General features: G+C 61.3%; 10 protein-coding genes and 1 pseudogene. 3 read left to right on the top strand and 8 right to left on the bottom strand.

Annotated features, from left to right (window positions below; all coding sequences use genetic code 11):
* Nucleotides 1-517, bottom strand: a 517-nt coding sequence (locus HWY30_RS39360) for an ABC transporter substrate-binding protein (RefSeq protein ID WP_176079036.1), incomplete at its 3' end; no start/stop codon positions are given.
* Nucleotides 518-705: 188 nt separating this feature from the next.
* On the opposite strand from HWY30_RS39360, the gene HWY30_RS39355 reads away from it, so the two are divergent.
* Together HWY30_RS39355 and HWY30_RS39350 are read left to right on the top strand one after the other, a co-directional pair.
* Nucleotides 706-1,467, top strand: a complete 762-nt coding sequence (locus HWY30_RS39355; protein ID WP_208524374.1) for an IS4 family transposase — start codon at nucleotides 706-708, stop codon at nucleotides 1,465-1,467.
* 691 nt (nucleotides 1,468-2,158) lie between these two features.
* A complete protein-coding gene (locus tag HWY30_RS39350; RefSeq protein WP_244145194.1) occupies nucleotides 2,159-2,986 on the top strand; it encodes a LuxR C-terminal-related transcriptional regulator in 828 nt (275 codons plus the stop codon).
* 3 nt (nucleotides 2,987-2,989) lie between these two features.
* Here HWY30_RS39350 and HWY30_RS41245 read toward each other — a convergent pair whose 3' ends face one another.
* From HWY30_RS41245 to HWY30_RS39330, 5 genes and pseudogenes are all read right to left on the bottom strand, one after another.
* Nucleotides 2,990-3,844 carry an MFS transporter gene (locus HWY30_RS41245; RefSeq protein WP_208524373.1) on the bottom strand — a complete coding sequence of 285 codons (855 nt, stop codon included), beginning with the start codon at nucleotides 3,842-3,844 and terminating at the stop codon, nucleotides 2,990-2,992.
* The gene (locus HWY30_RS41240; protein ID WP_208524372.1) at nucleotides 3,820-4,572 is read right to left on the bottom strand and encodes an MFS transporter; all 753 of its coding nucleotides are present in this window, start codon (nucleotides 4,570-4,572) and stop codon (nucleotides 3,820-3,822) included. The genes HWY30_RS41245 and HWY30_RS41240 overlap by 25 nt, the downstream gene beginning before the upstream one ends.
* 52 nt (nucleotides 4,573-4,624) lie before the next feature.
* Complete coding sequence (locus HWY30_RS39340; protein ID WP_143037334.1) at nucleotides 4,625-4,750, bottom strand: DUF4148 domain-containing protein; 126 nt, start codon at nucleotides 4,748-4,750, stop codon at nucleotides 4,625-4,627.
* Between the two features lie 1,351 nt (nucleotides 4,751-6,101).
* Entirely contained in the window at nucleotides 6,102-6,890 is a 789-nt protein-coding gene (locus HWY30_RS39335; protein ID WP_090812596.1) for a hypothetical protein, read from the bottom strand.
* Nucleotides 6,891-7,375: 485 nt separating this feature from the next.
* Nucleotides 7,376-8,314 (bottom strand): annotated as a pseudogene (locus tag HWY30_RS39330) (IS1595 family transposase); the annotation flags it as partial.
* Between the two features lie 88 nt (nucleotides 8,315-8,402).
* Between HWY30_RS39330 and HWY30_RS39325 the strand changes: the two are divergent.
* Nucleotides 8,403-10,100: a phage integrase family protein gene (locus HWY30_RS39325; protein WP_090812216.1), complete on the top strand. Its 1,698-nt coding sequence runs from the start codon at nucleotides 8,403-8,405 to the stop codon at nucleotides 10,098-10,100.
* Nucleotides 10,101-10,162: 62 nt separating this feature from the next.
* On the opposite strand, the gene HWY30_RS39320 is transcribed toward HWY30_RS39325, so the two are convergent.
* A complete protein-coding gene (locus HWY30_RS39320; protein ID WP_143037335.1) occupies nucleotides 10,163-10,522 on the bottom strand; it encodes a hypothetical protein in 360 nt (119 codons plus the stop codon).
* 192 nt (nucleotides 10,523-10,714) lie between these two features.
* Nucleotides 10,715-11,542 carry a cytochrome-c peroxidase gene (locus tag HWY30_RS39315; RefSeq protein ID WP_167368829.1) on the bottom strand — a complete coding sequence of 276 codons (828 nt, stop codon included), beginning with the start codon at nucleotides 11,540-11,542 and terminating at the stop codon, nucleotides 10,715-10,717.
* Nucleotides 11,543-11,652 lie beyond the last annotated feature (110 nt).

The following is an 11,652-nucleotide window of genomic DNA, read 5'->3' as shown; positions in this document are numbered from 1 at the left end:
TCCAGGTCTTCGGGCCATTCGGATAGCCAGCTTTCGCGAGCAGATCCTTGTTGTAGTACAGCGCGCGTGTTGAAGCAGCGAGCGGCAAGCCATACACCTTGCCTTTGATTTCGCCCGGCGCCAGGATCTGGCCAATGAAGCGATCCCTGAAGCTGGCGTCCATGTGGCCATCAAGGGGCTCAGCGACGTCGTCGTGAACGAAATCCAGCAACCAACGGGTAGCGACAATCGCGAGGTCCGAGTTCGCGCCGCCCATGATGTCGGTCTGGAGCTTCTGTTGCAGCGCATCCCAGTTTACTTCTTCGATCTTGATTGTCGTACCAGGGGTAGCTTTCTCGAACTCGTGAGCCATCTTGTTGAAGTATGGGCCAGTCGCGTCACTGTAGTGCGAGACGGTAATCCGAACCGTGTCGGCGTGCGCCGTTACTGCAATACCTGAAAACGCAAACGCTACGATGATCGTGGGTAGCGCGAAAGACACAAGGACTTGCTTGCGCCGGAGATTCACCCTGCTCATGGATTCGCTCCCGCTCGCGCGCCCTTGCCCTACAGGCGGGAGCGCTTCCTCCATAGAATAGGCCGAGCCAGCACGCGGCGTCCGCCATTTTCCCGCGTGGGACAAAACGGCACGGAACACCGGCAGACGTGCAACACATCGCCGCTTTGATCGCGCGGGGTCGGACAATAGCAAGGGGAGAGCGGAACATGACACGTTCGCCACATACTCTCTTGTGCGAACCTGCGTTGACCGGCTCGGGCGATGGTCAACACACCATTGCAGACGAAATGGAACAGGTTAGGATCAAAGGAGCGCACCGTGTCAAGATTCGCGACGCGAAGGGGCATCCGATGACAGTGACCCTTGAGGTCCGCTACCAGCGAATGACAGTGTTGCCGCCCATCGGCAAGCAGAATCGTTGTCCGGCGCTGCAACTCACGGTGGTTCATGCGCATGAGCGTGATGTGCCGCCCGGGCGCTCCAGCATCGAATGGAAGCTGCTGACTAATCTCCCAGTCCAATCAGGTGCCGAGGCAATCGAGAAGGTCAACTGGTACGCCATGCGCTGGAAGATTGAAACCTTCCACAAGATTCTCAAGTCCGGGTGCAAGGCCGAAGACTCGAAGCTGCACACCGCAAAACGACTTGCGAACCTGATCTCAGTGTTTTGTATCCTGAGTTGGCGCATATTCTGGCTCACCATGATAAGTCGATGCGCACCACAGGCCCCTCTCGACACGGCGTCCACACCTGCAGAAATTGAATTGCTTGAACGTGTAGTTTCCGGCTTACCGCTTACTGCCCAGGCACCGCCCCTCGTTCGTAACTTGATCAAGGTCGCCCGACTTGGAGGCTATCTGGCTCGCGCCAGCGACCCGCCTCCAGGTAATGCCGTTATGTGGCGCGGCATGCAGCGCCTTACCGACATTCAACTGGGATATGAACTCGCACTGAACCGAAGTGGGTAACTGCAAGCGCGGCGAGCCGCTTACGCTGGCTCTGGAGAATCGAATTGGCCCGCGAAGCGCGAACGGAGCGGGATATCGGAGACGGCCTTACCCGGCTTCACATGAATTCCCCGAAGAAAGCGAGGGAGAGGTGGGACGCGCTGCCCAGTACCCGTCGTGACTCGAAATGCCTTCGAACATCATGCAGCGCGCGAGTTGTACGCCTACACTGAGTATTCATCGGCCCGGTTGAGTGCGAAGCTGGGGCCGATTGCATCGGCGAGCGGTGCGCCCGATTTTCGTCTGACGTTTGCGAATCGCATCGCGTCGCGCCGGCGCCAAACCGGTGTGGCAAGCTCGCGTGTGCCGGCTGGCATCGAATGCAGGCGACGAATATGGACATCGCGCAATGGCTGCAGCGTCTCGGACTCGAGCAGTACGCGCTCGCATTCGCGGCGAACGATATCGACGCAAGAAGTGACGCATATGCATATCATCCTGATCGCACCGACAGGTTTGTTCCGCGAGGGCGTTGCACGCCTGGTCAGCGACTTCGAAGAGTGTATCGAGGTGAGATGTGCGGACTATCGGATCACCGCTTTCGAAGACTGGACCCGCGCAGACCTGCTGATACTGGATGGCGACCCAAAGCGAAGCACTCGATGTGCTGAGCGCATTGCGGCGCGTCTTCCCGCATTTGCCAGCGCTCGCATTGCTGAGCGAGATCGATCAGCAGACTATCGACTCCTTCATGGCTGCCGGTGTGGCGCGCTGCCTGAACAAGTCGCAATCCGCGCAAGCGTTGCGCGACGCGCTACAGGTGGTGCTGGCTGGCGCGGCATACCTGCCGGCAACGTTCTCTGCAATAGCGCACACACAAGTTTTGCGTGGCGCAACCACGGATTCGCGCGTGGTTCCCGACCCTGCGATGAACAACCGCATGCTGACGCCACGCCAGACCGAAGTACTGGCCCTCGCGGCGCGCGGCGAGTCGAACAAGTCGATCGCGAGGCAACTCAATATCGCGGAAGGGACAGTAAAAGTGCATCTCTATACGGTGTATAAAGCGCTCAAGGTCGAGAGTCGCGGGCAGGCCAGCATCGCGGCCGCGCGGCTCGATCAGGTCGGCGATGCACAGCTTCACCAGGCGCTCGATGCGCAGCTCACCATCAAGCGGCTCCTCTCCGATTTGCCTCCCCGTCGCTTCAAACGCGGAGAGGTGCTGTTTCGCAAGGATGCGCCAAGCGACGCGCTCTACTATGTGTTGCGCGGGACGGTCAGCCTTCAGGAGATCGGCGTCGATGTGGGCGCTGGCACGATCCTCGGAGAGATCGGACTTTTCTCGCCTGACCATCGACGCACCTGGACGGCCTGTTGCAAGAGCGAATGCGAGTTGCTGACGGTTTCCGCGGCCGATGCAATGCGGATGTACTATCAGGATCCCGAGTTTGCGACTTACCTGATCCATCTGGTCACGCGCAGACTGGAGGCCGACAAACTACGCTCGAAGCAGGACAATGCGCGACGCTCCCTTGATTGATTTTCACGCGAGATTCGCCGTTCCGGGTTGGTCTTGAACTTCACCTCGCGAACTCTTCATAAATCGTACGCAGTGGCCTCCCGGATTCAGATCAGATACGCCGGCGTGACAGACGCGTTTCATGCGTGGGCGGCGCGGCAACGGTGCCACCTGCCGCTGCATTCCGAGCTTGGACGCCAGGCTCGCGAAGAGCACCAATGCCACGTTGAACCACAATGCGGCAGCAGCCGCGAAGCGGACTGCGTCCGGCTGGCCCGTGATCAGGAAGCGCATCGAGATGAGGCCATCGGTGGTTTTTAGCGCGGTGAAGATTGCGGCCGAAATGGCTATACCAAGCGCGGTGCGGAGCGCCGACGCCATTTTGTAGACATCTGATGCCTCGCCTGCCTGGGCGTCCGGTACACCGAACAACGCGTCGTCCGTAGAAGGCGTCGCATAGAAGCCCAGACCAATGCCAACTAGCGTGAATCCGACAAAGGCAGCGATCGTGTAATCTGTCGCGGGCAAATACGTGAAGGTCGTGATGAGGACACCGCTGCCAGTCACCGCGCAGCCTGTCAGCATCGGGCGGTGCCGTGCGCCCCAGCGCTGCTGCAACTTCTCGCCGACACGGATCGTCGACAGGATCGCGACGAGGTAGCCGGCCGTCATCAAGCCCGACTGATGCGACGACAGATGATCGACCTCCTGAAAAAGCTGCGAGACGATCAGCAGCGAACCCGCGACCCCATTCGGAAGAAAGTTCGATAGCGTTGCGTCAAGATAGGTCGCATTCCTGAATAGCCGGTCAATGAGCGGATGGCTGCAACGCTGCTCCGTCCAGATGAACATGCTCAGCGAGGCGGCGAACGTGCCCACGAGCGATAGCACCAAGAGTTGAACCAGCCGAGAATCGAGCCTTGTTCCACGATCACGTTGAAAGCAACCATTGCGATCGTGAGTGCGGTGAAGCCCGTTCGGTCAAAGGTCCGGGCGACGCCTTGGCGATCGGCCCGGCTTTCAGGCGTTCCGCGACTCAGTAACCAGCTCGCCAGCGCGACTGCGATCGACATCCAGAAGCTCGATCGCCATCCCAACGGCGCATCGACGAGGCCGCCGAGCAGTGCGCACAGACCGCCGCCGCCCGATGATCCGAGCGACCAGAAGCTGAGCGCCCGTCGTTGCGCGGCGCCGTTGTAATACGCTTCGATCAGCGCGAGCGTCGCCGGCATGATGCACGCTGCGGGGACGCCTTGAATGACGCGTCCGCTGATGACGAAGGTCGCCGTGTCTCGAGGCGAGGCGGCGATCAGCATCGAACCGGCGATGCTCATTGCAAGCCCGGCATAAGTGATTTTCACGCGGCCGACCCTGTTCGCCAGCCCGCCTGCGACGACGATGAAAACGCTAGAAAAGAGGGCGGTGATGCTGACGGCGATGTCACTGAGGCCATCGTCAATTTGCAGATCCGCCCGCATGGACGGCAGCACGTTCAAGGTCGTCTGGGCGAACAGCCAGAACGTGACAACGGCGAGCACGATGCCGGCAATCAGCTTCTCCCCGCCGTTGTACTCGGAGAGAATCGACGGTTCGTCGAAAGACGCCATTTTGGTTCTCCCTCCTTTCTCCGGAGCCGCAGGTTGCCCGCTCCAGGCAGGCTCACTTGCCACTACCTTTGAAGAGTTCCTGCAACCGCGCTGCCTCGCCGTTCTGCTGCGAGCGCACGAGGTCTTGATAGACTTCGGCGCGGGTCTTTCCGTCACCCACGCTATGTCCGCCGGACATCGAGCTTCCTGAAGGGTCGGGACCTTCCGAATTCACCGCGTCAGGCTGTGCTGCGGTCGTTGGATTTGCGCTGGTGTTTTGCGCGCTGGCGTGCTAGGCGCACGCGCACAATAGCCCACCGGCGACGAGTAACACTGTTTTCATGAGAGTCTCCTTTAAAAAAGAATGTGGACGCAACGCGGCGTCGCGACGTGCAGAGACAAGCGCCGGCGCTGCCCCTTGCGGGGGCTACCGGCCGCACTTGCTTGCAAGCTGGAAAAACATCGGAAACTGCGCAGCGAGCTCGTGTGTGCGGCAGGTCGGAGCCAGTATGATTTCCGAGCCTCGCTGCCGCTATATCACTTTGGTAATAGGCGGCAATGGAGAAACGGACGCGGTGGTGCGCGAGTGTGTCGCAACTGCTCTCATCAAAGCCAGTCGGACACTGCTGCCGCCCTACGCGAGCCTTGCAACTCGACTCGGCAGCTGCTTTGCGGTACGAAATACGCTGTCGGGCGGTCCGTTTCTACCATCGGCTGTGATGTCGGCGATGCATCCATAGTCACCCGACGCACGCCCCTAGGCGCCCGCTGAAGGACCGGCGATTGCCGGTGTGAAAGGCTCTCCCGCGATCACCGTTCTGCCGTTGCGATTACCGTCGTGCTCGAAGCCCACGCGATCGGATCGCGTTCTCGCGATTTGTGGTCACGTATGCGACGCCTACGGCTGGGTTGATCGGGAACTCGTCCCACTGTCGGTCACCGGTGATGATGCACGCGCAAACCCGGCGATACCGCGGGCGGTTGCACCCCGGAAGCAGTCATTGATGTTGCGCCAATCCGAACGGCAGTTGTGGATGTGCGCCGTGAAAAGGCGGCGCTTTCCAGCGGGTGAGAGCCCCGCCCGGCGATTGCTCCAGCCGGAAGCAACCTATAAGGAGCAGCTATGGAGGTAAGGAAGTGGCTGAAGCCTCTGGTGAAGCGTCTCACGAATTGGTGACAGCGCGAGTGTGCAGGCCGTAACGCGAGTAAACGCCGAGCAATCCTCGAGAATGCCGATGCGCAGGCCGACCCGAACACCCTATCGGGGAAGGCTGATGGGGCTGGGTGAATGAGCAGGCAGGACGCCCGGTCGCTGCGCCGGGGTAGTGGCGACAGCATGTGTACACAAGGAAAGCGTACGCAACACGGGAAGCCCCCTGGCGTGGTCAGGGGTGTGCGCGTCCAGCTAAGGCTGGCATGTTCAGCAGGATCACTTTCGGACGAGAGAAGGTGTACCGACGCATTGCCCGCCCTCAATTAATCGTTGCAAAGGGTCACAGCTTACGGGCGACCATTCCGGTACTGCGATCTCAAAAAACAATCAAGGGATTTTACTTCGACAGATGCAGCTTCTTCGATAGCACGATACCCCGCTGCGGGCTCACCAGCCAGATGGCGTGAATGTTCGTGTACAGCGTCGAGGTTCTTGTTGTGATGTCTGTGGGCTCGACGTCGCTGGGATCGCTATGTTCGCGTCGATCGGTCAGGTAAGGCGGCGCCATGATACACATCAGCACAATCGCGAAGTCTCCATTCGCTTCGTCGAACGCCGCCTGCGAGAGTGTCACGCGTCCGTGAACCCTGGATTTGCTCCGTTTGCCGGACTTGAGTTCAATCAGATCGATGTGTTGGATGTACCCCTTGGCCTTCGCCTCAGGCGCCACCACAAGCCCTCGACCGCGTGGTCCGGTTATGGTCTTCTTGAGCAGGATCACTCCCGGATTGTCATCATCGGATAGATCTACGTTAACCGTCAACAAGTGCGTCTTTGACTGATATCGTATTCCGTAGGGCGCCGGTACGACGAAAGCCAGGTCGCGGTCGAGACTGGCTTTCGACAAGTCGAGATCGCGTGGCGCCTTAAGGACAGGGACGTGGATCAGGTTTCTAATGCGATCGCTCAACGAAGGCGAGTTGGCATCGAAGCTCTGCTCCGCCAAGGCGTCTCTGATGGCAACCGGGTCGTCGCCCACGAAAGGCCGAGTCGACAGGACATCTGCAGAGGCAGATATTTCAGGCTCGGTCGCATGGGTAACCGTGGCTGAGTCTGCCGACGTCCCAGCGTGCGTCAGCAGCGACATGCAAAACAGGGCGCAAGCGGCGTTCGAACGGACCAACATGGTTTTAAGATCAGCCACGAAAAACCCCTCCAGGATCAAGGTAGTCTATCGCAAAGCCTTGCACGGTCAACTCGGCCGCGCGACAGCGGCCGTAGGCACCGGCTTGATCCGTTCTTCGTCAGCTCAGCAATCCCAACGGCGGCAAAGGCCGAGAACTTCCCGGCCAAGACGGCTCCTCGAATGGCTGTTCCGCCTTTGAAAGCTGCCGCAGCGATCGCGTCGGGTCGAAGGGCAGATGTGGGTCGTCTGCTGCCATCTGGCGAATGCGCCACACCGGGTCGACCTGAGGCAAGACCGGGGCCGCTGCGAGCACGTCGTATAGTGTGCGAGATGCGATTAGACTGATAAATACTATATGGGGTGTCCATTTAACCGGAGTTAGCGTTTTGCCTCCACGGGCGGCTCGGCGAAGGTCGCTCCAAGCTGGGCGGATGTCCGCGTTGCCCCGGCGGCTTTGGAGGAACAGCCTTTGGGCGCTGGGTCATAACAAGGTCTTGGTAACGAACCGGTCCATGGGCGACAGCAAGCTCCATGACCCGATAGAACAGCATCCCTCGGCTACGTGAGCGGCGGCGGTTGAAACGGAACACGAACTCGTCCAGGTAACTGGGCAAGTGTGCAGAATCCACCGCTCCCTGGTGGGTGCCCAGGAGCCAACGTTTTGCAAGGGACGCTATTCGATGCACACCTGGCAGAAGTTCTTCGGGGTCCTCGCCCCGCGCCGACGCGGCCCGCTGGCTACGGCGGTCATGGATGTAACCATTCTTCTCCAGCCACCGGTAACCCTGCCAGGCATCGGTGATGACCGTCGCCCCGGGCTCGACGTTATCCAACACGAAGGAGCGAAGCGATTCCGAGGAGGCATCCGCCACGGGCGCCATTCGACAGCGCCCGAATCCCTTCGGCTCCACGATCTCGATCGCGATACACGTCAGGATCTTCTTCCCTTTGGCACGGCCTCCCGAAAGTCCGGATTCTTTGCCTCCGATGTAGGTTTCGTCCACCTCCACCTTCCCGCAAAGGCGCTCCCGATCGGGGCGAATCAGAACAGACCGCAGGCGATGAAGAATAGCCCACACCGTCTGGTAGGAGCCGATCTCCAAGGTCCGCTTCAAACTCAGCGCGGAGATCCCATCTTTAGCGGTAGCAAAATGCCAACAGACCGAAAACCAAACCGTGAGCGGAGTACGTGTCCGGTCAAAGATGGTGCCAGCCATCACCGATGTGCGGCTACCGCATCCAGTACACATGAACCGGTTGTCCCCAAGCCGCCATCCTCCGTGATGCCCACAGGACGGGCAGACGAAGCCGCAAGGCCATCGCAGCCATTCGAGGTAGTCCAGGCAGTCTGCATCAGTCGGGAACCAGGCCTGAAACTCCCCAAGGGACTTAGGGTAGTGGATGCTGGCGTGGGCGCGTTCCATTGCCCCAGTCTACGCTTAACTCCGGTCAAATGGACACCCCATAATACTATTATCAGTCCGTCATCGAAATTTATATAAACTGGGAGTCATGAAAACGCGCGACGCCTTACCCATCAACGAAACTGAATCCGGCTTCCCCGACGAAGCGGAGCTCGCCGCACTGCGCGGCTGGTACGCCGGGTTGGACGCGCGGGCCGCTGTCGCGCGGTATCTGGGTGACCGAAGATCAGCGGGCGCGTCCTCGCGCGGCGTGCTCGGCCGGATTCGTCGGCGGCTCATCGCGTATGCGCAGGCGCGCCAACGCGCGGAGCTGGCGAGCGTCTTCGTCGATCGCCCAACGACTGCATCGGCGGATGGGGTGGTCCGCGCAATCGAGGTGCTGCGCAATCTGCCGGTACCGATACCGACGATCGCCGATCCGGTCGATCTGTGGTTACCACCGCGTATCGTTGCAGCACTGCGCGCGCACGGCATCCGGACGCTGGCCGACCTGACCGTGCGGATTCCGCGACGGCGTCGTTGGTGGTTGGCTATCGCCGGACTCGGCGTCGCCGGCGCGCGCCGAATCGAGGCGTTCTTTGCCGCCCATCCGGCCCTGACCGAACGCGCCCGTGCGTTAATTGTCGCTGCGCCGGCAGGCAACGTCGTGCCGTGGGAGCAGTTGCGTGTGCCACACGAGGTCGACGGCTCGCGCGGACAGTACCGCGCCCCAAAGGACGCCTGCCTGCTCAAGGCTTCGAACGACTATGAGGCCGTGCAGTCCTGGCTGTCACTGCACGAGTCGGCCGCCACGCAGCGCGCTTACCGGAAAGAAGCCGAACGCCTGATCCTGTGGGCGATCGTTGAACGGGACTGCGCACTGTCGTCGCTCACCACCGACGACGCGATCGCGTACCGGAGTTTCCTGCGCCGGCCGACACCGCGCGAACGCTGGATCGGGCCATCGCGGCCGCGGCACAGTGTCGAATGGCGGCCCTTCACCGGCGCGCTGTCACCGCGCTCGGCGGCATACGCGCTGAACGTCCTCTCGGCGATGTTTCGCTGGCTGGTCGCGCAACGCTATGTGCTCGCAAATCCGTTCGCCGGCGTCAAGGTCAAGAGTCACGCACAGCGTGCGGGACTGGACGCGTCCCGCGGCTTCTCCGAAGGCGAGTGGCTGCTGATCCGCACGCTCGCTGACGGCCTCGAGTGGTCGTACGGCTGGAGCGAAGCAGCCGCGCAGCGGCTGCGATTCCTGCTGGACTTTGGCTATGCAACCGGCCTGCGCGCGAGCGAGTTGGTCGGCTCGAAGCTCGGCGATATCCGTCGCGACGAACACGGCGATCACTGGCTGCATGTACTGGGCAAAGGCGGCAAGCTCGGCAAGGTAGCGCTGCCGTCGCTGGCCCGAACCGCGCTGGATCAATATCTTGTGCAGCGCGGCCTACCAGTCACGCCGGAACGCTGGAGCCCGGCGACGCCGCTTGTTGTGAGTCTCGAGGAGGATGATGCGCACATCGAAAGCACACGGCTCTGGCGCGTGATGCGACGGTTCTTCGTGCTGGCGGCCGATGCGATCCAGGACGAACGACCGGCGACCGCAGAGAAGCTGCGGCGCGCGAGCCCGCATTGGATGCGGCACACGTATGCGTCGCACGCGCTCGCGCGTGGCGCAGAACTGATCATGGTGCGGGACAACTTGAGGCACGCTTCGATCTCGACGACTTCGACCTATCTGCACAGCGACGAGGTGCAGCGAGCCCGGCAGTTCGATCAGGCATTTCGCTCACGGGATCTCAAGCGGTAGTTGGGAAAAAGTCGCTTATAGCGCTTTCGATATAAACGTCGGAAATTTCATACCGTCAATGCTTATGATAGGAAATTGCGCTCACCTTGTTCATAGCCCATATCCGCGTTGGTACGACTCGCTGCGCATTGACCGGCTTGCTCGGTAGCGGCGGCGAGCGCCTGAATGAACCGGCTCGCATCGGCAAACAGGAAATGCACGAGCAGCAGGTGGCGGCTGAGCGGAATATCGGGCGTGCCGCTCCTGCTGCCCATGCGGAACCACTGGTCGCGCTTGCCTGCCGCATAGGCGGGGTCCATCTGGCAAAGGAGTTCGCGGCCGTAGTAGTCTTCCAGAGCCGCAGCCGCGGCGTGCCGGTCGATTCCCTGCCCACGGGACAGTGCCAGTTCCAGCAGCTTTTTCTTGCAGGTTGCAGCGATCACCGACGCCGGATATGAACCAGGGGCCGCGAGCAACAGATCCCTGACGCACAATGCATAGCCGTGTGCAGCTTCGGGAGGCTTCGCCCCTGCGGCGGCCGATCCCACATCGCTACCAAAGCGCTTGCCACACGAGCATGGCCTCTCCACAGTACATCAAGGAGTTCGCGGGGCTGTTCGAACGGACAGGAGCAGTCAGGGCCTCGAAGTGAAGTCGGTGAAGAGCGGATGCGCGCCGTTCACGCCGGACTGGTCGATGTGGCGCGACGCACAGTTGCCGCTCTTCGGAGCGTCGAACAGCGCTTTGCCGTGCAGTTCGGCCGCAGTCAGCTTCACCTTGCCATCGAGGTAGTAGGCGAACTTGCTCGTGTACGGATGGAAGCTCGGGTCTCCCAGTTCAAAACGCTCGATCGCGTACATCGCCTGACGTAGCGCGACCGCTGGCGTCGCGAAGATCGCGTCGCCGAACATCTTCCTGAAACGCGCCGCATACGGCGCGTTCGCAAGTTGCGCGATGACCTTTGCTGGATCGCGGTTCGCCATCTCGTTCGGATCGAACAGCGGGAACGTCGCCTGATCCCGTAGCTGGTTGAATCGGCCGTCCCACGTGAAGGCGCCGGTTGGCGCGGCGTCGCCGTCGGTCGCGCGCTCCGCGAAGCTCGACGCCTGTACGTGCGCCCAGCGCGGCGTGCGGTTTAGCACGTAACGCAGCGTCGGAACCGCACCCGTGCCCTGCGAGCGTAGATCGGGCCCGCCGAACTGCGCGGCGAGACCGTTCGGCGGCCCGTATGCGTGCGACGGGCTGTGGCAGGTCGCGCACGACATGCGGCCGGACGCGGACAGCGAAGGATCGTTGAACAGCAACTTGCCGAGCGAGGCGGCATCGCTGTAGATGGGTGCGGGTGCAACAGTTGTGCCGGCGGCGAACGTGGCGTCCGGAACGACAAACGCCGCCACCGCGGCGGCGGCATATGCCGCAACTGCGGGGCGACGCCCCGCAACATGGATGAATGAAACCGTCATCGACAACTGGTTGCCGGTTTTCGACGGCCGTGGAATTTGTCTGCAAGCCGCGCCAGGACTGGATTTCAGGTCAGAGTAGCCAGATCGGCTAAAGTCCAGATTTCTGGACG

The organism is Paraburkholderia tuberum STM678 (assembly GCF_902833905.1).
Classification (GTDB): domain Bacteria; phylum Pseudomonadota; class Gammaproteobacteria; order Burkholderiales; family Burkholderiaceae; genus Paraburkholderia; species Paraburkholderia tuberum.
Note: the sequence above shows the minus strand (reverse complement) of the source record. Positions and strands in the feature narration are given on the sequence as shown.

Coding starts and splice junctions, on each gene's coding strand:
- HWY30_RS39340 (WP_143037334.1), bottom strand. CDS start 4,750: ATGTCCGGCGGACATAGCGTGGGTGACGGAAAGACCCGCGCCGAAGTC.
- HWY30_RS39315 (WP_167368829.1), bottom strand. CDS start 11,542: ATGACGGTTTCATTCATCCATGTTGCGGGGCGTCGCCCCGCAGTTGCG.
- HWY30_RS41240 (WP_208524372.1), bottom strand. CDS start 4,572: ATGGCGTCTTTCGACGAACCGTCGATTCTCTCCGAGTACAACGGCGGG.
- HWY30_RS39335 (WP_090812596.1), bottom strand. CDS start 6,890: ATGTTGGTCCGTTCGAACGCCGCTTGCGCCCTGTTTTGCATGTCGCTG.
- HWY30_RS39355 (WP_208524374.1), top strand. CDS start 706: ATGACACGTTCGCCACATACTCTCTTGTGCGAACCTGCGTTGACCGGC.
- HWY30_RS39325 (WP_090812216.1), top strand. CDS start 8,403: ATGAAAACGCGCGACGCCTTACCCATCAACGAAACTGAATCCGGCTTC.